We start from the raw sequence: 22,096 nt of genomic DNA, 5'->3' as shown, positions 1-22,096 counted from the left end.
AGGGAGTTGGCGCCGGGAGGCAAGCCTGCATTTGCCTAAGAGACAGGCAGTCCGCTCGGCTTTTGTTGAGCTTGTGGTGCGGCGGCAGGTATCTTGCCGGCGGCACGCAAGACCGAGTTGAGTACAATGGCGACGGCCTTGTAGAGTTCAACCGGTATCTGCTGATCAAGCTCGACCTGCGACAGCGCTGCGGCCAGCACCGGATTCTGGTCGATGGATATATTGTTCGCTTTCGCCGCCTCGACGATACGGTCAGCCACATGACCTTCGCCCTTGGCGATGACGGTGGGTGCCTTGCCTTTGTTTCGGGCGTAGGCAAGCGCAACGGCAATCTTGCGGGCTGGCGATTCACTCATGTCTGACGATCCACATAATGACCGCCGCCCTGGTTGGGGCGTTGCGGCTTGCCAAGGCGGGCTGCGACCTCGCCGATCGGCAGGTCAGCCTTGCGCAGATCGCGCCGCAAATCCGACAGCCCGTCGCGGAGCGCCCTCCCCGTGGTTTCGCGCTCCGCCCACAGCGTGGCGCTGACGCCACTGCTCGCATTGCCCGGTTGCCAGGTAATGACCGCGCTGACCGGACCCGCCGGCTCACTGTCAAGCGCAAACCACAGCCGATAGGTGGGAAACGCTCCACCAACGCCCGCCGGCTGCGCCTCGCGCTCAACTGCCACCTGCAACGTGGTCGTCTGCTGCCTGATCTGGACGGGAATCTCCACGTAATAAGACGTTTGCAGGGTCGGTTGCGATTTCTGATCGCTTGGCACGACCTGGTCACCATGGCGGCTGACGAGTTGCGACAGGCGAATACGCGAGAGGGCTGCTTCCGTCTGGTCGAGCAGAAGGCTGGCGATCTCGTCGACCTTTGCAGTGGCTGGAATGTCGCCGCTCGCGGGGCGCTGTGCTTCGGGGATTTCACCACGATGCGGAGGCGCGAGGCGCTCACTCTGGTCGCGACCGCCGGTCGTGCGGGCAGCGCCTTCAGGCGAAGCTGCCTGTGAGGCTTCAGGCGGAGCGCCCGGCTCCGCTGCCGTTTGAGCCGAAGGCGCACCCGCTTGCGGCACGAGTTTTGTCAACTGGTCACGCAAACCCAGCAGGACCGCTTTCAGATCAGCGCTGAGAACAGTTTTGTTATTGCCGCCAGCCAGGGCGTTTTCAAGGAAGACGCCTGAATTGGCGATCGCGTCGATCAGGCCGTTGGTGGTGATACCCTCATCGAGGCTGATATTCGCCGCAGCCGCCTTGTTCACCGCATCACGCAAGGGAGCGGGCAGATCGCGCGGGCGTTGTTGCAAGGCCACGAGATTAGCAAAAACCGGGGCCAAAGGACCCTGTTTCGCAACGCTGCTTGAGATTGCCGAGGACAGCGCGGCGTTGAGTGCAGCGGCGACCTCGCCGGTTTGGCCGGTTGTTGGCGGGGTGGCGGTGACTGGCTGTCGCGCGCGTACTTCGACGACGACGCCGTCATTCTGGGTAACCGTGTTTGATGCGCTCTGAAGCGCCCCGCCCGGTTGCGAAGCAAGCCCGGCACGCAGGTTCGCGGCACTGCCATCGCCCGCACGCGGCAAGACAAGCGCCGCTGGCGAATTGGCGCCGGTGACGATACGCGCCGCCGGGTCGACCAGTCGTGGGGGAGCGTTCTCGCCAGCGACCAGGCTCAGGGAAATCTGGCCTGTCGTGCCCAGGATCAGCAGGCGCACTCTCGAGCCAACCGCGACATCGGCTTTGGTTGCAATGTCGAGTGCGCCCTGTGCGGTTAAAACCCGCAGCACCCCATCGCCGATGATCTGCTGAACGCGCGCATCGAGCGTGCGACCGTCTACCAGGGTCAGCGGAAGCGATCCGCTCACCAGCGATCCAAGCGCTGATTGCTGGGCGGCGATCTGGGCTGTGGAAATTTCAGCCACGCGGTTCTCCCATATGATTCGCTCAATTATTATCGTTTATTCAGCAAAATTCTCCTAATCTGATCATTAAAATGGAAGATAAACAGCAATTAGAGATGGGCGCGCGCGGCATCGACAAGTCGCAACTGCACGCGCTCGCGCCCCTGCCAGCGATTGAGCGACAAATGGCCTGCGGCATGGATCGTCTTGCCGCGTGAGGCGAGCAGAAAATCGCCCAGCGACGAACCGACGGCGCGGAAGGCGATCGCCGAAATCTCGCTCCCATCGCCGGTGGCTAATGTGGCGCGGATATGCTGGGTGCCGACGATATCAGCGTAGCGCACGCGATGGGCGGGAAAGGCCAGCAAGGGCTCAGGTCGCGCCGTGCCGAAGGGTCCGGCCCGCGCCAGCTCATGCACAAAGGGGACGGTGGCGCTCGCAGCCGACATCGCCGCGTCAAAATGCCGTTCGCGTGTGCTGCGCGCCTGTTCGACGGCGGATCGTAACGCACCCACAAGATAGCCACGAAAATCGCCAAGCCGTGAGGCATCGAGCGTCACGCCGGCGGCCATGGCGTGCCCGCCTCCCTTGATGAGGATACCCTCACCCACCGCATGGCGGACAACCCGACCAAGATCGACGCCTGCAATCGAGCGACCGGAGCCGGTGGCAACGCCCTGACGAACGGCAAGCGCAAAGGCGGGACGTTCGAATTTTTCCTTGAGGCGGGCGGCGATCAGGCCAAGCACGCCCGGATGCCAATCAGGAGCACTAGCGACCACGACCGGCGGCCCCTCGCCCATGCCGATCGCCGCACTCGTCTCGTCGACGGCTTCGGCCACCGCCTGCTGCTCGATGAGCTGGCGCTCGCGATTAAGCCGGTCAAGTTCACCCGCAATCCGCGCGCACTCTTCTTCTTCGTTGCTCATCAACAGTCTGCAGCCGAGGCCGGCGTCGCCGATGCGCCCGCCGGCGTTGATCCGTGGCCCCAGAACGAAACCGAGATGGAAACTTTCGACCGGGCCATCGATATGACCAGCACCAATCAACGCGCGCAGGCCGGGCTGAGGCTGACGGTTCAAGATTTCAAGACCACGGACGACAAGAGCGCGGTTAAGACCGAGCAACGGCACGACATCAGCGATGGTCGCGAGGGCGACGATATCGAGCAGGCGTAGCAGGTCGAACTCGGCCTTGTCCTGAGTGAAAAAACCGCGTTGGCGCAGGCAACGATTAATGGCAACAGCGGCGATAAAAGTGACGCCGGCAGCGCATAGATGCCCGAGGCCTGATAGATCATCCTGGCGATTGGGATTGACCAGCGCGAAGGCAGGCGGCAACGCGGCGTCGCTTTGATGATGATCGAGCACAATCGTCTCGGCGCCAAGCGCGTTGGCGCGGGAAATCGCCTGATGGCTCATCGTGCCGCAATCGAGCAGAACGATCAGGCGAAAGCCATCGCCGACGAAATGATCCATGATGGCATCCGTCGGGCCATAGCCCTCGGTGATGCGGTCGGGGATATGAATGCGATGGGGCACGTCATAGGCAGCAAGAAGGCGGCCAAGGACAGCGCAAGATGAGGCGCCGTCGACATCATAATCACCAAACAGCGCTACCGGGTCGCGAGCCATGATCGCCTGGGCAAGCCGCTCGGCCGCCTTGTCCATGTCGGTCAGCGTCGAGGGGTCGGGCATCAGCCGCCGCAACGTCGGCTCCAAGGCATCCTCGACATCATCAATACCCGTGCCACGACCTGCAAGAACGCGAGCGAGGATATCCGACAGATCGTGTCGTTGTGCGATCGTCGCGGCGATCAGGCGCTCACGCGCGTTCAGACGGTCGCGCCACGCATGCGCGGTCGCGGAGACAGCGACACCGAGAAAATCGGCGTCTAGCTCCACCATCGCCGCCACGGTTGATAGCGGCAATCACGCATCGTCGAATTTATCAAACAGGCGATGCTGCCCTTCGACGTAGCGGATGGTGCGGGTGGCAGCGCGCATCACCACGGAGTGGGTGGTGATCAGATCATGGCCGAAATGCACACCACGAAGGAAATTGCCGTCAGTGACGCCGGTTGCCGCAAACACGACATCGCCGCGCGCCATGTCGCCCATGGCGTATTTCCGCTGCGGATCCTCGATTCCCATCTTGCGGGCGCGGGCACGCTTTTCCTCACTGTCAAGGATCAGCCGCCCTTGCATCTGGCCGCCAATGCAACGCAGGGCTGCGGCTGCCAGAACGCCCTCAGGTGCGCCACCGATACCGATATAGATATCAATTCCGGTAGTGCGCGGATCGGTCGTGTGAATGACGCCGGCGACATCGCCATCGCCAATGAGACGGATAGCTGCTCCAGTCGAGCGCACTTCGGCAATCAGCTTGGCGTGGCGTGGCCGGTCCATGATACAGGCCGAAATATCGCTTGGCGCCACTCCCTTGGCTTTCGCGAGCGCGATAATGTTGTCGATGGGCGAGCGATCAAGGTCGATCGTCCCTTCGGGATACCCCGGACCAATCGCGATCTTGTCCATATAGACGTCGGGAGCGTTGAGAAGGCCGCCTTCTTCCGTCAGCGCGATCACGCACAGCGCGTTTGGCAAATTCTTGGCGCAGATCGTCGTCCCCTCCAACGGGTCGAGGGCAATATCGACCTTGGGTCCCTCTCCGGTTCCGACCTTTTCGCCGATATAGAGCATCGGCGCTTCATCGCGCTCTCCCTCGCCGATGACGACGGTACCTGAAATCGGCAGACGGTTCAGCTCGCGGCGCATCGCCACAACGGCTGCCTGGTCCGCGTCCTTTTCGACGCCGCGCCCGCGCAAGCGCGCCGACGAGACGGCCGCGCGCTCGGTGACCCGCACCAGTTCCATCGACAGCGCCCGGTCGAGGACGGCAAGCGGACGATTATCTGACGGCAACATGGCACAACTCCCCAATGCGCACAGGCATTACAGTTTTTCGATACGGATCATTTGCGGCGGACCAACGATATGGCCGTCACGTTCAATGGCTTCCAACGCCTGGCGAATTGCGGCCTCGGTCGTTTCGTAAGTGATCAATATGACAGGCTGTGGCTCGTCAATGGGGGCACCTTCGCGCCCTGCCCGTCCACGCTGGACGATCGATTCAAGTGAAATGCGCGCTTCGGCCATGCGGGTGGCGATGGCGGCAAAGGCGCCCGGACGGTCGTTTACCGCCAGGCGCACGTAGTAGCCGCCTTCATGAGCCCGCATTTCCGCCTGCTCGTAAGGGCGCATGAGTTTCGCAGGACGCCCGAAGGGCGGCGTTATGATCCCGCGCGCCACATCGACAATATCGGCCAGAACAGCGGATGCGGTTGCCTCTCCGCCGGCGCCAGGCCCCACCAGCAACAGGGTGCGGACAAGATCGCCATCGATGGAGACCGCGTTGAGAACGCCGTCCACCTGGGCGATTGCCGCCTTGGCCGGCACCATGGTTGGATGCACGCGCTGTTCGATGCCACTATCGGTGCGCCGCGCCACACCCAACAGCTTGATGCGGTAGCCAAGATCAGCGGCGGCCTTGATGTCAGCACTGGTGATCGAGCGGATGCCTTCGACGTAAACCGCTTCAGGCGCAATCCGCGTACCGAAGGCAAGACTGGCGAGGATCGCCAGCTTGTGGGCGCTGTCATGGCCGTCGATATCGAAACCAGGATCAGCTTCGGCATAGCCCAGCGCCTGGGCGGCGGCGAGGCATTCGCCAAAGCTCAGCCCGTCACTCTCCATCCGCGTCAGGATATAGTTGCACGTGCCGTTCAGAATGCCGACAACGCGACGCGGGTGGTTGCCAACGAGCCCTTCGCGCAGCGTCTTGATGATCGGCACGCCGCCGGCAACGGCAGCCTCAAACGCAAGCGAGACATTTGATTGCTCCGCAAGCGCTGCCAGTTCAAGCCCATGGGCGGCAATGAGGGCTTTATTGGCAGTGACAACCGGCTTTTTTGCATTGAGCGCGGCGCGCACCGTGTCGTGGGCCACACCTTCCGCCCCGCCGATCAGTTCAACGACCATATCGACGCCGGGGGCGTTGGCGAGGGCCACAGGATCATCGAACCAGCGCACGAGCGAAGTGTCGAAACTGCGCGGAAGCGACTGATCGCGGCCGCTAACCGCACGCACCGCGAGCGAGGCTCCAGCGCTTTCAGCCAGGCGTTCACGATTGCTCATGAGAAGACGCGCAACTGCGGCACCTACTGTGCCGATACCGGCGATGCCGATGCCGATTTCCTTGCGCGCCATGGAACGGACCTTCAGCGGTGGGCGGCGAGCGAAACGACGTTGTGCAACGTCTTGTCGGCGCCGGCGAGGAAACGCTTGATGCTGCGGGCCGCCTGACGGATACGCTGCTCGTTTTCAACCAGGGCGATGCGCACATGCTCATCGCCATGCTCGCCGAACCCGACACCAGGCGCGACCGCCACGTCAGCCTTTTCCACCAGCAGCTTGGAGAATTCGAGACTGCCTATTTCACGAAAAGCTGGAGGAATCGGAACCCAGGCAAACATCGAGGCTGCGGGCGGAGGAACCTCCCAGCCGGCGCGCCCGAAACTCTCAACCAGCACGTCACGGCGGCGATGGTAGACGCCGCGCATCTCGTCGATGCACTCCTCGCCACCGTTGAGCGCGGCAGCTGCCGCAATCTGGATTGGTGCGAAGGCGCCGTAATCGAGGTAGGATTTGACGCGCGCCAGCGCGCCGATCAACCGTTCATTGCCAACCGCAAATCCCATGCGCCAGCCCGGCATGGAAAACGTCTTTGACAGCGAGGTGAATTCAACCGCAACATCCATGGCGCCCGGCACCTGCAGGACGGAAGGCGGTGGCGCGCCCTCGAAGTAGATTTCGGCATAAGCCAGATCCGACAGGACAAAGATGTCATGCTTTTTGGCGAAGGCAACGACTTCTCGGTAAAAATCAAGATCAGCGACCGCTGCAGTCGGATTGGCGGGATAACACAGAATGACGGCAATCGGCTTGGGGATTGAATGGCGCACAGCGCGGTCCATGGCGCGCAGCAATTCATCGCCCGGCTCGGCTGGCAGCGAGCGGATGACGCCACCTGACATGATGAAACCGAACGCATGAATGGGATAGGTGGGATTGGGGCACAGCACGACATCGCCCGGCGAGGTGATCGCCTGGGCGAGGTTGGCAAAGCCTTCCTTGGAGCCCAGCGTTGCAACGATCTCGGTCTCGGGATTGAGACGGACACCGAAACGACGGTCATAATAGGCTGCCTGCGCCTTGCGCAGCCCGGGAATGCCCTTTGACATTGAATAGCGGTGGGTGCGCGGATCCTCGACGCTTTGCACCAATTTCTGGACGATATGGGCAGGCGTGGCGAGGTCAGGATTGCCCATGCCAAGGTCGATGATGTCAGCACCGCGGTCGCGGGCATGCTTCTTCAGCTTGTTGACCTGTTCGAAGACGTAGGGCGGGAGACGTCTGATGCGATGAAATTCGCTCATCCTGCTTAACCGATCTGTTCGTGACGGGAGCATCAGCGAAACGCGCCGATTCCTCCCTGCATTCGAAGGCTTACCCCCTGCGCAGACCCCCTGCCAAGGGAATTTTGTCAATAAACCTGGTTTTGAAAATCTGCCGGCAGGTTTGGATTTTTCTTCACCGCCGTTGCCGGCTGTGGTGGCGGAGGGAGAGGAAGGGGCTTGTCAACCGGCGAGGTTGCCAGTGTTTTGACGCGGGCGCGGGCCGCGAGCAATTCCTGCTCGATGGTCTGGCGCTCGGCAATCGACAGATCGGGCACCGGCAATGGCGGCGTCACACCAACGGGAATAAAACCGCCAGGGCGGACGGTCTCGGCGCTGCGAACATCGGACGTTGGCGTGATGCCGCTGTCAACGATCGCCCGACCCGTACGCCCGGGCGAGGAGCAGCCGCCAGCGCCGGCAAGCGCAAGGATGAGAGCCACAATTGTGAAATGTATGCTCACAGGTGATCTCTTGGTCATATGAATGACATTGCCGCAATGATTGATGGGAAGCCGGACAAGGGGCCAGTGACGCGCATTATTCCCGTTTTTTTTATCCCGAAGGTGTTTATGATGTGGCCAGGAAACGACCAGGGTCGGAACAAGACTTTTTCATCGAGTGCTCATATGGCCGATAAAGATAAAATTCCAGCCAATGGCCTGGAATCCGCAGTTGTTCTACCTGATCCGGAGACGATGGCGCGTAATTTCGCGTTGATGTATGAGGAATACGGCAAGGCCATGTCTGCCTTCCTGGCACCGCGCGAGGAGGGAAAAGCACCTCTCAGCATGCCTGACGAGAGCACTGAAATTGTAAAAACTCTCGGAAAAGTTGCAGAAAGCTGGCTGTCTGATCCCCAGCGTGCGGTTCAGGCGCAAAGCGAGCTTTGGCAGGGTGTCATCGCCCTGTGGGCGGCTTCGACCAACAGGATGATCGGTCAGCCGGCAGACGTTGTGGCGCAGCCCGCTGCCGATGACAAGCGCTTCAAGGACCCCGACTGGACGAACAATGTCTATTTCGACTTCACCAAGCAGCTTTATCTGTTGACCACGCGCTGGGCGGAGCATCTGGTCAAGGACGCCGATGGGCTCGACGAGCACACGCGCCACAAGGCCGAATTTTATATCCGCCAGATCGGCGCAGCGATGTCGCCTTCCAATTATCTGATGACAAACCCCGAGGTGATGAAGGAAACCCTGGCGTCAAACGGCGAAAATCTGGTGCGTGGCATGCGCATGCTGGCCGAGGACATGAAAGCCGGCCATGGTGATCTGCGCATCAGGCAATCGGACCCCAACACCTTTGAGGTTGGCAAGAATTTGGCACTGACGCCTGGAAAGGTCATCTTCCAGGATGATTTGATGCAGCTCCTGCAATACAGCCCGACGACGCCGCAGGCATTGCGCACACCGGTGCTGATCGTGCCGCCATGGATCAACAAATTCTACGTCCTCGACCTCAACCCCGAGAAATCCTTCATCCGCTGGATGGTTGACCAGGGGCTCACGGTGTTTTGTATTTCATGGGCCAATCCGGACGAGCGACTGGCGCAGAAATCCTTCGAGGATTACATGCGCGAGGGCATTTTCGCCGCCTGTCAGGCGATCGAACTGGCGACCGGCGAGCCGCGCGTTCATGCCATGGGCTATTGCGTGGGCGGGACGCTGTTGTCGGTGGCACTTGGCTATGCGGCAGCCATGCAGGATGACCGCTTCGCGTCCGCCGCGCTGCTGACGACACAGGTTGATTTCACCCATGCGGGTGATCTCAAAGTGTTCGTCGACGAGGAGCAATTGCAGGCGCTCGAGGAATCGATGAGCCATCGCGGCTACCTGGAAGGCCGGCGCATGGCGAACGCCTTCAACATGTTGCGCGCCAACGATCTGATTTGGCCCTACATCGTCAATAATTACCTTAGAGGGAAAGCGCCACTTCCTTTCGACCTGCTGCACTGGAACGCTGATTCCACCCGCATGCCGGCGGCCAATCACGCCTTCTACATGCGCAATTGTTATCTTGAGAACCGCCTCAGCCGCGGCCAGATGATGATCGGTGGCAAAATGCTCGATCTGAAGAAAGTCATGACGCCGATCTACAATCTGGCGACGCGTGAGGATCACATTGCACCGCCGCGCTCGGTCTTCCTCGGATCATCGACATTTGGCGGGCCGGTTGATTTCATTCTTGCCGGATCGGGCCACATCGCCGGCGTCGTCAATCCTCCCGATCGCAACAAGTACCAGTTCTGGACGGGCGGGCCCGCCACCGGCCAGTTGGATGATTGGGTGAAGACCGCAAATGAGCATGCCGGTTCATGGTGGCCGCACTGGAAGTCCTGGATATCGGAAAAGACGCCGGACCTCGTCAAGGCGCGTATTCCCGGCAAAGGAAAACTGAAAGCAATCGAGGATGCGCCGGGCTCCTACGTCAAGGTGCGCGATTAAAGCAAGGTGACCCATGGCGCATCCGCCGCTTGCCGCCTATCCGCATGCACTCACGCATCAATTGCGCTATGGCGATACTGACCGCCAAGGCCACATCAATAATGCCGTTTATGCGACGTTATTTGAGTTCGGGCGCACGCAGCTGTTCTTCGACCTCAAGCCGCCATTGCTCATTCAGGGCAGTGAGCCGGTGATGGTGCGCCTCGTCATCGATTATCTGAGCGAGTTGCACTGGCCGGGCGAGGTCATTGTTGCAACAGCGGTGCAGAAAATGGGCCGCACCTCGATGACGCTGGCACAGGCGGTGTTCGGCCCGACCGGATGTGCAGCGGCTGGCGAAGCGATCATCGTTCAACTCGATAGCACCAGCCGCCGCCCGAAACCATGGGACGACAGCCAGCGCGCGGCCATGGCGCCGTTCGCACTCAAGGGCGGCTGAGCCAATGAGCCGCCATGCTCGACCCCGCCAGATGCTTCAGGAACTGAATCCGTTACCGCCTGTAAGTAATTAAACTATCAGCGTTTTGTCAGGCTGGCTGTTCACGCAGTCCCAGCATCAACCGCATGTTCTGCACGGCTGCACCCGAAGCCCCCTTGCCGAGATTATCGAGGCGGGCGACCAGCAGCGCCTGGCCATGGCGATCATTGCCGAAGACGAAAAGTTCAAGCCGGTTGCTGTCGTTCAGAGCTTCCGGTTCGAGCTTGCCGACAAGCGCCTGTGTCGCCTCCGCCGAGGCAACGTGGACATAATTTGACCCAGCATAATATTTGACAAGCAAGTCACGCAGATCATCCGTGCTGACTGCCCCTGCCAACGTCGAAAGATGGAGCGGGATGCTGACCAGCATGCCTTGACGGAAATGGCCTACTGAGGGGACAAAAATCGGCCGGCGTGTGAGCCCGGCATGAATCTGGATTTCAGGCAGGTGCTTGTGCTCAAGCCCGAGACCGTAAAGCTCGAATTGCGGGCTTGCGGCGCTTTCCCAGGTCTCGATCATCGTTTTGCCGCCACCGCTATATCCGGAGACGGCGTTGATGGTCACCGGATGGTCAGCGACCATGACAGCGGCATCGACCAGCGGACGCAGCAGCGCCAATGCGCCTGTCGGGTAGCAGCCGGGATTGGCCACCCGCTCGGCCTCAGCGATCCGGCCTGCCTGATCGGGCGACAGCTCGGGAAATCCATAAACCCAGCCAGGCGCGGTGCGGAATGCGGTACTGGCATCGATGATGCGCGGCCTGCCGGCGCCAAGCTCATCGGCCAGCGCCACCGTTTCCTTTGATGCTGCGTCCGGCAGGCAGAGCACGACCAGATCGACGGCCTCCATCATCGCCTTGCGCGCCTGCGGATCCTTGCGCAAAGCCGGGTCGATGCTTTTCACCTCGACGTCGCTCAAGGCCGCCAGTCGCTCGCGAATGCCGAGGCCGGTGGTGCCGGCTTCGCCATCGATGAAAATGGCAGGCCTGGCGGCAACGGGCTTAAGGGCTGGCTGGCTCATGATGTGATCTCGTCATGATGTCGGGAATGGACGGGACGCTGGCGACAATAAAAAACCGCGCTTTCAAGGGCGCGGCGTGGCTGGGATCGCTCAATCAGCAATAAACAGCTCAGCGCGCGCCTCGCGGGCGGCGGCATGTGTCTCGGCGGATGGAGCAGCTTGTCGTCATGGCGTTCCTATGATGGTTTTTCTGCGAGCTGTCAATGAACGCCTTTGTTGGCACGCATCGCAATCGCACACAGAAAATGCTGGATGATGGCGACCGCAGCGTTGGCCGTCATGTCGGCATGGTCGTAGGCCGGCGCCACCTCGACAAGGTCAAAGCCGACGACATCAAGATCGGCGATACCGCGCAGAATGGCGAGCGCCTCGCGGGTCATGAGGCCACCGGGGACCGGCGTGCCGGTGCCGGGCGCAAAGGCCGGGTCGAGGCAATCGATATCGAAGGTGAGATAGGCTTTCGCCGCGCCCACCCGCTTGCGGATGGCATGGATGGTGGCGGCGATGCCCTCGTTTGCCACCGCCTCGGCATCGAAGACAAGAACGCCCGCATTCGTCGGCGCAATCGTGCGGATACCGATCTGCACGGATTGCGCAGGGACGATCAGACCTTCGGCAGCCGCCCGCAGAACGAAATTGCCATGGTCGATGCCGCCTCTGGCATCACCCCAGGTGTCCTGATGGGCATCAAACTGGATCAGCGCCAGCGGCCCGTGCCGCGCCGCATGGGCTTTGAGTAGCGGATAGGTGATGAAATGATCGCCACCCAATGAGACGAGGGTCGCGCCACTTTCGAGATGCCTTGCCGCCTGTCGCTCGATCTGCGCCGGGATCGCCGAAGGATCAGCATAATCCCACACGGCGTCGCCAACATCGACGATGGCGAGTTGCTCCAGCGGATTGATCCCCTGCGGCCAGGCGGGATCGGTTGGTGGATAAAGCGCCGAGATGCGGCGGATCGCCTGCGGGCCAAAGCGGGCGCCGGGGCGGTAGGATGTGGCGACATCGAGCGGGATGCCCATGATCGCCACATCGGCGCCCTCGCTGCTTGCCGCATAACGCCGGCGCATGAAGGAGAGCGCGCCGGCATAGGCCGGCTCGTGCCAGGTGCTGGTCAGCGTCGTGGCGCGAAACGCTGCATCACCCTTGTTGTCCGCGCCTGTTCCCATATCCGCGCCTTGCCCTGTGCTCGCGCGTCCTTCCTAGGACAAATCGCGTTTACAGGAAACCGCCGCTGCGTTGCGCGAACCTCGCAAACACAAAAAACGCAGCCGAAGCCGCGTTTTCCGTAAACCTGATAACAAGAACGATCAGCGCTTCGAGAACTGGAAGGAGCGGCGGGCCTTTGCCTTGCCGTACTTCTTGCGCTCGACCACGCGGCTGTCGCGGGTGAGGAAGCCGAACTTCTTCAGCGCGCCACGCAGATCAGGCTCCTGCAGGGTCAGCGCCTTCGACAGGCCGTGGCGCAGCGCCCCCGCCTGACCGGAGAGACCACCGCCGGCAACCGTGCAGACGATGTCATACTGACCGACACGATTGACGACGAGCAGCGGCTGCTGCAGCAGCATCTGCAGTACAGGGCGGGCGAAATAGGTCTTGAAATCCCTGCCGTTGACAGTGATGACACCTGGACCCGGCTTCACCCACACGCGCGCGACCGCATCCTTGCGCTTGCCGGTCGCGTAAGAGCGGCCCTGTGCATCAACCTTGCGCACCCGCTGGGGCGCCGGCGCGTTATCGGAAGAAGCAGGCCGGCCGGCCATGGCGCTACCGAGGGCTTCGAGAGACTGGATGGCTGCGTTCATTTCACGCCCTCACATTCTTGCGGTTCATGATTGCAACATCAAGGGCCAGCGGCTGCTGCGCCTCATGGGGATGGGCGGGGCCGGCATAGACCCGCAGATTGCTCAGCTGCTTCTTGCCCAGCGGCCCTTCCGGCAGCATGCGCTCGACGGCTTTGCGAATGATGCGGTCCGGGAAGCGGCCATCGCGCACTTCAAAGGCGCGCCGCTCCTTGATGCCGCCGGGATAGCCGGTGTGCCAGAAATAGGTGTGCTGCTGCCATTTGCGGCCGGTGAACACCACTTCCTTGGCATTGACGACGATGACATAGTCACCATCATCCATGTGCGGGGTGAAGGAGGGCTTGTGCTTCCCGCGCAGACGCGCGGCGATCACCGAAGCGAGGCGTCCAACCACCAGCCCCTTGGCATCGATCACCACCCATTTCTTGTCGATTTCGGCGGTCTTGGTCGTATAGGTTTTCATGATGTGAACCCGGCTAGAAGCGGCGTTCGGTCAAGCAAGGCGTTGCGACGCTGCCGGGAACAACCGCGAGAGGGGCTCGTTCTAGGCAAGTCGTGCGGCACTGTCAATGCGATGGCACGTTTAATACTTCAATGAAATCAAATGATTATAATTTAGGTATTATAATACCACATTATTTTCTGTCTGGAATGGCGTAGGTGGCGGTTGCGTGCGCAACCAAAGCCTCGACGCCTTCCGACCGCAGCGAGATGTCGCCGACGGCAAGGCGCTTGCCAAGCTTGATGAGGCGGCAACGGGCCAGAAGCGCGCCCGGCGAGGGCTTTCTCAGGAAGTTGATGTTGAGGCTTGTGGTCACGGCAAGGGCAACCGGGCCGATGGCACTGAGCAAGGCCACATACATGGCCAGATCGGCAAGCGTCATCATCGCGGGGCCGGAAATGGTGCCGCCGGGGCGCAGATGGCGCTCGCTGGCGTTCAGTCGCAGGATCGCGGCATGAGGCGTCACCTCGTCAACGACATAGGCACCACTTGCCATATTGATCTGCGGAAATTCGCTGGTGAGGAAGGCGGTTATATCGTCTGCCGTCATCTTGATGGTCGCTGTCACCCTGCCCTCCTCGCCCGATGATCGCTAGCAATGCGCAACGTCACGCCCGCTGGCAAGCTCTTGTGTTGGTGAGCGGCCTCGATGCTGATAGGGTTGCAGTGTTTCGATTTCACAGGATTGACCCGTGTCCGCACTCATAGCCGGCAAGACGATAGATGACGACCGCAGCGCGCCGCTGTTGCGCAGCGATCATGGCGGCATTGTTCGCCTGACTATGAACAATCCGGCGCAGCGCAATGCCTTGTCCGAGGCCATGCTGGCCGCGCTCCAGGCTGCTCTTGATGCCATAGCCCATGATCCGACCGTCCGCGTCGTCATCGTGGCCGGAGAGGGGCCGGCGTTTTGTGCCGGGCATGATCTGAAGGAAATGACGGCGCACCGGGGCGATGCCGACAGGGGCCGCGCCTATTTTGCTGAAATGATGCAGCGTTGCGCGACACTGATGATGTCGATCGTCAAACTGCCGCAACCGGTGATTGCCGAAGTGGCAACGATGGCAACCGCAGCCGGCTGCCAGCTGGTTGCAAGCTGCGATCTGGCGATTGCAGGCGAAGGCGCGCGGTTTTGTACGCCGGGCATCTCGATTGGTCTCTTCTGTTCCACACCGATGGTGGCGCTGTCACGCAATCTCGGCCGCAAGCAGGCGATGGACATGTTGCTGACCGGAGACGTCGTCTCGGCCGAGGAGGCGTGCCGCATCGGGCTTGTCAATCGCGTCGTGGCGGCAACGCTCTTGCGGGCGGAAACCACAAAACTCGCGGCCTCGATTGCCGCGCGCTCACCGCTCACGATCAAGATCGGCAAGGAGGCCTTCTATCGCCAGGCCGAGATGGGGCTGGAAGAAGCCTATGCCTATGCAAGCCAGGTGATGACGGACAACATGCTGGCGCGCGACGCCGAAGAAGGAATCGGCGCGTTTCTCGCAAAGCGGGCGCCCGAGTGGAGCGGCAACTGACGCATGGACCATGATCATTATGCAGACAACTACATCCGCGATCTGCTTGATGAGGTGAAGACGATTGCCGTCGTCGGCGCTTCGGCCAATGCGGCGCGCCCGTCTTTCTTCGTCGTGCGCTACCTCGCGCAGAAGGGGTACGATGTGTATCCCGTCAACCCCGGCCACGCCGGCAAACAGATCGCCGGGTGTATGACCTATGCAAGTCTAGGTGCAGTACCGGTTGCCATCGATATGGTCGACATCTTCCGCAATTCCGAGGCAGCTCTGGGGGTTGTGCAGGACGCGCTGGCGCTCCAGCCTTTACCCAAGGCCATCTGGATGCAATTAGGCGTGCGCAACGATGAGGCGGCGGCGCTGGCGCAAGAGCACGGAATCAAGATCGTCATGAATCGCTGCCCGAAGATCGAGTTCGGCCGGCTTTCAGGGGAAATCGGCTGGGTTGGTGTCAATTCGCGGGTTCTATCGTCAAAACGCGCCACGCTCCACGGCAAAGGCTTCCAGCAATTGGGCCTCGCCAGCCGGCGCGACAAGCCGTAAATTCGCCGCAACAATAGCTGCCCGTGACCCAGGCTGCGCTTGTAGTAAGACGTCAACCGACCAAGGAGTTGCATTGTGACGAGTGATCATCAGCCCGGTTTTTCAACGCTTGCCATCCACGCCGGCGCCCAGCCTGACCCGACGACCGGGGCGCGTGTCACGCCGATCTACCAGTCCACAGGCTTTGTCTTTGATGATGTCGAGCATGCTGCTGCCCTTTTCGGCCTGCAAAGCTTCGGCAATATCTACACGCGCATCGGCAACCCCACGCAGGCGGTCCTGGAAGAACGCGTGGCAGCGTTAGAGGGCGGCACAGCCTGTCTGGCGGTAGCCTCCGGCCATGCCGCGCAACTCATCGTCTTCCATACGCTGATGGAACCAGGAGACGAGTTTATCGCCGCCCGCCAGCTTTACGGCGGCTCGGTCAACCAGTTCACCCATTCATTCAAGAAATTCGGCTGGACAGCGAAATTCGTCGACATGGACGATATCAGCGCGTTTGAAAAAGCCGTCACTCCGCGGACCAAGGCAATCTTCATTGAAAGCCTGGCAAACCCCGGCGGGCGCGTGAGCGACATCGCGGCAATTGCGGCCGTGGCCAAGCGGGCCGGCGTGCCGCTCATTGTCGATAACACGATGGCGACTCCCTATCTGTGCCGCCCCATCGAGCATGGCGCCAATATTGTCGTCCACTCGCTCACCAAATTCATGGGCGGCCATGGCAATTCGCTGGGTGGCGCGATTGTGGATGCAGGCAATTTCGACTGGTCACGCGAGGGTCGCTATCCGGCCCTCTGCGAGCCGCGCCCTGATTATTCGGGCATGGTTCTGCATGAGACGTTCGGGAATTTTGCCTTTGCCATCGCCTGCCGGGTTCTCGGCCTGCGCGATCTAGGGCCCTGCATCTCGCCTTTCAACGCCTTCCAGATCCTGACCGGCATCGAAACGCTTCCGCTGCGCATGCAGCGCCATTGCGACAATGCGCTCAAGGTTGCCAACTATCTGTCACAGCATGGCGAGGTCGAGTGGGTGAACTACGCCGGATTGCCCGGCGACCGGCATCATGGGCTGGCGCAAACCTATCTGCCAAAGGGTGCGGGCGCGGTGTTCACCTTTGGCGTCAAGGGCGGGTATGAAGCCGGCGTCGCTGTTGTTTCAAACGTCAAGCTCTTTTCCCATCTGGCCAATATCGGCGATACGCGCTCGCTCATCATTCATCCCGCCTCGACCACCCATCGTCAGCTCTCCGATGCAGCCAAGAAATCAGCGGGCGCCGGGCCGGAAGTCATTCGCCTGTCGGTGGGGATTGAAGATGCTGACGATCTGATCGCCGATCTCGCTCAGGCGCTTGCGGTCGCCGCAAAAGCCTGAGGCCGTGAGCGATCATGGGCGTGCCGCAGGGCGGCAATGAGGACGACCAGCAATCCCGCCTGGTGGCCTAGCGCCACCAGCAGGTTCATGCCGCTGAGCAAGGTCGCGATACCCAGACCCGCCTGGCCGCATACCAGGATGAGCACCACGATCGCCCGACCTGGCGCGCCTGAATTGCCGCGCTGCCAGATGGCGGCGTTGGCGAGGGCCAGGGCCAGCAAGGCATAAGCGGTCAGACGGTGCAGGAATTGCACCAGCGCCGCATTTTCAAAGACATTCCGCCACAGCGGCGTGATCTCGAAGAGGGTCGAGGGTATCAGCGCGCCGTCCATCGTTGGCCAGGTCTGGAACACATAACCGGCGCGGTTGCCGGCGACCAGGGCGCCGAGGAAAATCTGCAGGAAGATCACGGCCACGATCAGCAGCGGTCCGCGCGTCTGCCAGGTGCTGAGGGGACTGTGACGTGCCGGCGCGCGGCGCGATTGCGCCAACCAGATCAGACAAGCGAAGATGACGCAGGCAAGCGTGAGGTGGATCGCCAGCCGGTAGGGTGCAACATTCACGCGATCAAAGAGGCCTGAATGCACCATCCACCAGCCGATGGCCCCCTGAAGGGCGATCAGCAGGCCAACACCCAACAGCTGGCGAAACAAGGGCTGGCGCCGATCATAAGCGCCACACCACCAGAACCAGACAAAGCCGGCGAGATAAACCGTGCCGATCACCCGACCGATCAACCGATGCGACCATTCCCAAAGATAGATGATCTTGAAATCATCTAGCGTCATCCCCTGATTGAGATCGCGGTACTGGACGGTGCGGCGATATTTTTCAAATTCATCGAGCCATACCGTCACGTCGAGCGGTGGCAGGATACCACTCACCACATTCCATTCAGTGATCGACAATCCTGATTCAGTCAGACGCGTGCCACCACCGACGATGACGGCAACCGCCACCAGCGCCGCCATGCCGAGAAGAAAGCGGCGGAGCTGATCGTCAAGGCCAATTGCGGCAGATCGGCCCATGGTGGTGGTGGCTGTGGTCATCTGGTGCCCGCTCGTTTATCGAGAAGCCCGGTTTAGCGGTGCCGGCGCATCGCCTCAAGCAAAATGGAGGGCCATATGGCCGCAGGGACAAAATTGCCGATCCGTCTACGCAAGCTCATCGGCACGCTCCTGCTCGTCCCCTACACGGTCATCTACGCGCTCGTCATCATGGCAATCGCGGTCCGGGTCCTGCCGGACACGCCGAGTGTTTTTGCCGTGCTGTTCTTTCTGGCTGGCGGCGCCATATGGCTGCCGGTCGCGATGCTCATCATCTGGTGGATGAGCAGGCCGTGATCGATGTCACAACCCGTCACGCCACATTGCAGCGCTCGAAGCGGTTATAGACATAGGTCGGCAGGCCCGACATCAGGACATCGATATAGCGCTTTTTCTGAAAGCGTCCGTTCAGCGACACGCGCGGCAGCGCGGTCAGATGGCGGGCATGATCGCTGAACAGCAGGCCCGGACGCGTGGTGACTGCGGTTGCATAGCCCTCTTCGCGCGCCAGGCAAAATTCGCGCGGCCCAGCGGCATCCACCCAGCCATAGGGAAATGAAAAATGGCGCGGCCGTACGCCGGTTGTCGTTTCAATGACGTTCGCGCTCTCACGCATTTCAAAGCGCGCCTGCTGCTCGCTCAGACCGGCGAGAGAGAAATGATTGACGGAATGAGCGCCGATCGTCACTCGCGGATCGCCGGCAAGCTCCTGGATTTGCGTCCAGTTCATGATCAGTTCGCGACACAGCGCATCAAGATCGACGCCGTACAAGGCGCACAGGCTGGTAATTTCCTTTTCCTGCTCGGCCGGCGAGAGGCCGCGCAACCAGCGGTGAAGCGCGGCATATGCCTGATATTTGTCGTCGGCCCGGCGCGTTTCGAGAAGGCGGCGCTGCCCCTCGATCTCGACGACAATCATATCCCTGCCGGCGATGATGCGCTCAAGCGCCGTCCACCACAATTTACCACGGCCTTCAGGGAAAGCGGTTGGAACATAGATCGTGAACGGCACTTTCATCCGCCGCAGCGCGTGCCAGGCGACCGCATGATTGTCGACATATCCATCATCGAAGGTCAACACAACGAAGCGGCGCGCAAGGCTGGAATCACGCAGGCGGTCAACCGCGTCATCAAGGTCGATAATATCCACCCCCGCACGCTTGAAGCCGGTGACGACGTCTTCGAGAAAGGCAGGCGTGATTTCCAGCAGGTCGTTTGGCTGAAATTGGCCGCGCTGACGCTCGCGCACACGATGCATCGTCAATATTGCCCCAACGCCGCCAAAAAAGTGCTGCGCTACAGCATGGGCACCACTGAAATAAAGTGCCTCCAGCCCGGCCCTGATGGCGTTGGTACGCAAATGAACTCGCATCCATGAAACCAGTTTCGCAACGAAGAGAGCCGAAGAATAGGCGCAATTGATTACGCCTTGCTGAACGCTTGCCCGGTGCTGGTGCAACTGACCCGCCGTTAGGACTTCCTGAGCGAGTACGGATTTATATTCCAGCACGATTTGCGGTGAGGGTTTTCGTGACGGCAGGCGTTGTAGACCAAAAGATCATCCATGCGGCGGCCTCGGCGGCAGCCGGCTTGCGCGCTGCTGTCTGCCTGTTTGACGATCACGGCAAGGCGATGTGGCAAGACTGCGAGCAGCGCCTTGTTGCCACGCCCTATCAGACGACATCGTTTGCGTGCGCCTGGCTGTCATCGCAAGGAGCGCGAGCGCGCGAAAAGGTCCGGCTGATTTCTGTGCACGACGTGCAGGGACGCATCATATTGCTGTTGCCGATCATCCTGCGCCAGCTGGGGTTATGGCAGGTCGCGCAGCCCATCGCCGGCAGTCATGCCAATTTCATGGCGCCTCTCTTTGATGCTCAGGCATGCACCAGCCTCGGCGCGGCACAGATATCAGCGGCACTTGACGACGGCCTTTTCAAAGCGGGGGCTGATCTGGCCTATCTGCCGCACGTGCCGGCAGCATGGTGCGGACAGGCCAATCCGCTAGGCGGTTTGACTGATCGAGTATCGGTCAACCCCGCGCGTCAGGCTGTGCTCTCAAGCGACGTGTCCGCCACGCTGCACTCGCTGCGAAGCAAGGACTCGCTGCGGAAAATCGCCGGCAAGAGACGTAAACTCGCGGCGCAGGGTAAGCTGCAAATTGGTCGCGCCGCCACTCGGGAAGAAAAATTGGACCTCTTGTCGGCCTACCGCGTGCTCAAGGACAGGTGGTCGGCACAACGACGCATCAACAACGAATTCGGTGACGCGGCGGTGGACGGCTTTTACCGCACATTGGCGGGCGATCCTCATTTCGTCCTCTGGTACATCAAAGTCGACGATCAGGTGATCGGTGTCAGCGCAGGGCTCCAGCGCGACCATCATTTTTCGATGATGATCATTTCAAGCGAACAGGATTTATTTGCCGCCTATTCTCCCGGCGATATCCTGGTTGACTTCATCATGCGCGACCTCTGCGCCGCTGGCTTCACATCGGTAGATTTTGGCACTGGTGATGCCGAGTACAAACGCCGCTGGCTGCCCGCCCCCGTCGAACTGCGCGATGTCATTTACCCGCTGACATTCAGCGGGCAGATTGCCGGCGCCGGGCTGGGTGCCGCTCACACTGTGAAAGCCTTCATCAAAGCCCGACCGCAGCTCACAAGCCTTGCCCACCGCCTGGCCTTTGCGACATCGCGGTTGACAGCTTGGCCTTAAGCGGCGCGGCGAGCCGCTGATGTCCGGTTTCTTTCCTGTCGCGGCAGAATGAGAATGTCGCCAACGCCCGCAAGTGCCAGCGACCGTTCGGCGGCCTTCGCCAGAGGATCGTCTGCGTCGGGCGCTTCGATGGCAATCGTTGCGGCGCCGCCAGCGTGGCGTACAAGATCGCGGCCCTGCCCCAGTGAGGCAACACGGACCAGCACGCTGTCATAGCTCAATCCTAGCGCCTCCAGCGCCATCGACAGGCGCGGGGTGGAAAAATCGAGCGCATCGGAATCGGCGCCCCCGTCGCCAAGCAGATGCGCAGCCATGCCCGGAATGGGCTGGATTGCTGCAGCGAGCCCGATCCGGCCTGTGGCAATATCTGACAGGGAGTGAGCGAGCGTTACTCCCACTTCGCCAGCCAATGTTTCAGCGCCGCGATGAGCATCAAGGACGATGACACGCCGGCCGCGCGCGGCGAGCCCCGCAGCCAATTCAAGGGTGAGCAACGCTTCACCGCGCGCGTTGGTGACACCCGTCACGACGACCAGTTTAGCAGCCAGTCGTGCCATGCCGAAATTTCTGTGCTCCTGCTCATCAGGACGGGCGAGCGCTGCTGCGGCGGCAAAAGGCGCATCGCGGTGATCGTCCTTCTCACGTTCGAGATCTTCCTGCCACGCGGCTATTTCATCTGGCGTGTCACGACGGGCAATCTCGGGAGCGCTCTCCTCCTGATCGACGGGAAGAGCCATCGCTGCTTCAGGTTCTATCATCCGCTCACCAGTTGGAACTGCAGGCTCCGGATCAGCCGCACCGAATACCGGATAGGATAATTCCGGCTCGCGGCGCTCCAGCGGCTGCACACGGGCGTTTTCCTCGCCTGCGCCCGCTGTCAGAGCCATGCCGACGACGGCGGCGACAGCGACCGACGCAACGGTCAGGATCGTGATCAGGACGATTGGAAGCTTCTTGGGAAAGACAGGAATATTCCCCGGTTCGGCACGTGATACGACACGGGCATTGGCAGCGCGCGCGTCAAGGGAATCGCGCGCGGCAGCATCGCGATAAAGCGCAAGCCAGTCCTCGAGAAGATCGCGCTGTGCTTTTGCTTCGCGCTCCAGCGCACGCAATGCAACTTCCTTGTCGCCATTTGAATTGGTGCTGCGCTTCTTTTCTTCCAGCGCCTGCTGGATGGCACGCATGCGATCACCGGCCGAGCGCGCATCGTTCTCGATCCCGCGAATGATGCGCTCGGCCTGACCA

Annotated in this window: 21 protein-coding genes and 1 pseudogene; 7 read left to right on the top strand and 15 right to left on the bottom strand. The window is 61.2% G+C overall.

Annotated elements, in window-relative coordinates; all coding sequences use genetic code 11:
- Positions 1-35 precede the first annotated feature (35 nt).
- The 7 genes from ACINK1_RS08310 to ACINK1_RS08280 all read right to left on the bottom strand — a co-directional run bounded on the left by ACINK1_RS08310 (position 36) and on the right by ACINK1_RS08280 (position 7,864).
- Positions 36-356, bottom strand: a complete 321-nt coding sequence (locus ACINK1_RS08310) for an EscU/YscU/HrcU family type III secretion system export apparatus switch protein (RefSeq protein ID WP_376800954.1) — start codon at positions 354-356, stop codon at positions 36-38.
- Entirely contained in the window at positions 353-1,906 is a 1,554-nt protein-coding gene (locus tag ACINK1_RS08305; protein ID WP_376800955.1) for a flagellar hook-length control protein FliK, read from the bottom strand. The genes ACINK1_RS08310 and ACINK1_RS08305 overlap by 4 nt, the downstream gene beginning before the upstream one ends.
- A gap of 89 nt (positions 1,907-1,995) precedes the next feature.
- Complete coding sequence (gene recJ / locus ACINK1_RS08300; protein WP_376800956.1) at positions 1,996-3,816, bottom strand: single-stranded-DNA-specific exonuclease RecJ; 1,821 nt, start codon at positions 3,814-3,816, stop codon at positions 1,996-1,998.
- Complete coding sequence (gene glpX / locus ACINK1_RS08295; RefSeq protein ID WP_376800957.1) at positions 3,817-4,812, bottom strand: class II fructose-bisphosphatase; 996 nt, start codon at positions 4,810-4,812, stop codon at positions 3,817-3,819.
- Between the two features lie 27 nt (positions 4,813-4,839).
- A complete protein-coding gene (locus ACINK1_RS08290) occupies positions 4,840-6,153 on the bottom strand; it encodes a homoserine dehydrogenase (RefSeq protein ID WP_376800958.1) in 1,314 nt (437 codons plus the stop codon).
- Between the two features lie 11 nt (positions 6,154-6,164).
- Positions 6,165-7,382 (bottom strand): LL-diaminopimelate aminotransferase, encoded by a 1,218-nt coding sequence (locus ACINK1_RS08285; RefSeq protein WP_376800959.1) that lies wholly within the window; start codon positions 7,380-7,382, stop codon positions 6,165-6,167.
- A gap of 107 nt (positions 7,383-7,489) precedes the next feature.
- Positions 7,490-7,864 carry a hypothetical protein gene (locus ACINK1_RS08280; RefSeq protein ID WP_376800960.1) on the bottom strand — a complete coding sequence of 125 codons (375 nt, stop codon included), beginning with the start codon at positions 7,862-7,864 and terminating at the stop codon, positions 7,490-7,492.
- Between the two features lie 165 nt (positions 7,865-8,029).
- Here ACINK1_RS08280 and phaC point away from each other — a divergent pair, with 165 nt between their 5' ends.
- Together phaC and ACINK1_RS08270 are read left to right on the top strand one after the other, a co-directional pair.
- The gene (gene phaC, locus ACINK1_RS08275) at positions 8,030-9,847 is read left to right on the top strand and encodes a class I poly(R)-hydroxyalkanoic acid synthase (protein ID WP_376800961.1); all 1,818 of its coding nucleotides are present in this window, start codon (positions 8,030-8,032) and stop codon (positions 9,845-9,847) included.
- A gap of 13 nt (positions 9,848-9,860) precedes the next feature.
- Positions 9,861-10,286, top strand: a complete 426-nt coding sequence (locus tag ACINK1_RS08270) for a thioesterase family protein (RefSeq protein WP_376800962.1) — start codon at positions 9,861-9,863, stop codon at positions 10,284-10,286.
- An 88-nt stretch (positions 10,287-10,374) separates the two neighbouring features.
- Here ACINK1_RS08270 and argC read toward each other — a convergent pair whose 3' ends face one another.
- The 5 genes from argC to ACINK1_RS08245 all read right to left on the bottom strand — a co-directional run bounded on the left by argC (position 10,375) and on the right by ACINK1_RS08245 (position 14,203).
- The gene (argC, locus tag ACINK1_RS08265) at positions 10,375-11,346 is read right to left on the bottom strand and encodes an N-acetyl-gamma-glutamyl-phosphate reductase (protein WP_376800963.1); all 972 of its coding nucleotides are present in this window, start codon (positions 11,344-11,346) and stop codon (positions 10,375-10,377) included.
- Positions 11,347-11,546: 200 nt separating this feature from the next.
- Complete coding sequence (speB, locus tag ACINK1_RS08260; RefSeq protein WP_376800964.1) at positions 11,547-12,515, bottom strand: agmatinase; 969 nt, start codon at positions 12,513-12,515, stop codon at positions 11,547-11,549.
- A 141-nt stretch (positions 12,516-12,656) separates the two neighbouring features.
- Positions 12,657-13,151, bottom strand: coding sequence for a 30S ribosomal protein S9 (gene rpsI, locus ACINK1_RS08255; RefSeq protein ID WP_376800965.1), 495 nt, complete (start codon positions 13,149-13,151; stop codon positions 12,657-12,659).
- Between the two features lies 1 nt (position 13,152).
- Positions 13,153-13,614, bottom strand: coding sequence for a 50S ribosomal protein L13 (rplM, locus tag ACINK1_RS08250; RefSeq protein ID WP_376800966.1), 462 nt, complete (start codon positions 13,612-13,614; stop codon positions 13,153-13,155).
- 172 nt (positions 13,615-13,786) lie between these two features.
- A complete protein-coding gene (locus ACINK1_RS08245; protein ID WP_376801006.1) occupies positions 13,787-14,203 on the bottom strand; it encodes a PaaI family thioesterase in 417 nt (138 codons plus the stop codon).
- 169 nt (positions 14,204-14,372) lie between these two features.
- Here ACINK1_RS08245 and ACINK1_RS08240 point away from each other — a divergent pair, with 169 nt between their 5' ends.
- From ACINK1_RS08240 to ACINK1_RS08230, 3 genes are all read left to right on the top strand, one after another.
- A complete protein-coding gene (locus ACINK1_RS08240; protein WP_376801007.1) occupies positions 14,373-15,176 on the top strand; it encodes an enoyl-CoA hydratase in 804 nt (267 codons plus the stop codon).
- 3 nt (positions 15,177-15,179) lie between these two features.
- Positions 15,180-15,716: a CoA-binding protein gene (locus tag ACINK1_RS08235; protein ID WP_376800967.1), complete on the top strand. Its 537-nt coding sequence runs from the start codon at positions 15,180-15,182 to the stop codon at positions 15,714-15,716.
- Between the two features lie 75 nt (positions 15,717-15,791).
- Positions 15,792-17,087: an O-acetylhomoserine aminocarboxypropyltransferase gene (locus tag ACINK1_RS08230; protein WP_376800968.1), complete on the top strand. Its 1,296-nt coding sequence runs from the start codon at positions 15,792-15,794 to the stop codon at positions 17,085-17,087.
- Here the strand turns inward: ACINK1_RS08230 and ACINK1_RS08225 are convergent.
- Positions 17,057-18,136: a COX15/CtaA family protein gene (locus ACINK1_RS08225; protein ID WP_376800969.1), complete on the bottom strand. Its 1,080-nt coding sequence runs from the start codon at positions 18,134-18,136 to the stop codon at positions 17,057-17,059. The two genes, ACINK1_RS08230 and ACINK1_RS08225, sit on opposite strands and share 31 nt — an antisense overlap.
- 75 nt (positions 18,137-18,211) lie before the next feature.
- Here ACINK1_RS08225 and ACINK1_RS08220 point away from each other — a divergent pair, with 75 nt between their 5' ends.
- Entirely contained in the window at positions 18,212-18,430 is a 219-nt protein-coding gene (locus ACINK1_RS08220) for a DUF2842 domain-containing protein (RefSeq protein ID WP_376800970.1), read from the top strand.
- Positions 18,431-18,446: 16 nt separating this feature from the next.
- Here ACINK1_RS08220 and ACINK1_RS08215 read toward each other — a convergent pair whose 3' ends face one another.
- Positions 18,447-19,505, bottom strand: a complete 1,059-nt coding sequence (locus tag ACINK1_RS08215; protein ID WP_376800971.1) for a polysaccharide deacetylase family protein — start codon at positions 19,503-19,505, stop codon at positions 18,447-18,449.
- A 158-nt stretch (positions 19,506-19,663) separates the two neighbouring features.
- Between ACINK1_RS08215 and ACINK1_RS08210 the strand changes: the two genes are divergently transcribed.
- The gene (locus ACINK1_RS08210) at positions 19,664-20,848 is read left to right on the top strand and encodes a GNAT family N-acetyltransferase (protein ID WP_376800972.1); all 1,185 of its coding nucleotides are present in this window, start codon (positions 19,664-19,666) and stop codon (positions 20,846-20,848) included.
- Here ACINK1_RS08210 and ACINK1_RS08205 read toward each other — a convergent pair.
- Positions 20,845-22,096: pseudogene (locus tag ACINK1_RS08205) on the bottom strand (hypothetical protein); the annotation flags it as partial. The gene ACINK1_RS08210 and the pseudogene ACINK1_RS08205 sit on opposite strands and share 4 nt — an antisense overlap.

Source organism: Raskinella chloraquaticus (SeqCode) (genome assembly GCF_021731865.1).
Taxonomy (GTDB): Bacteria; Pseudomonadota; Alphaproteobacteria; order Rhizobiales; family UBA4765; genus Raskinella; species Raskinella chloraquaticus.
Note: the sequence above shows the minus strand (reverse complement) of the source record. Positions and strands in the feature narration are given on the sequence as shown.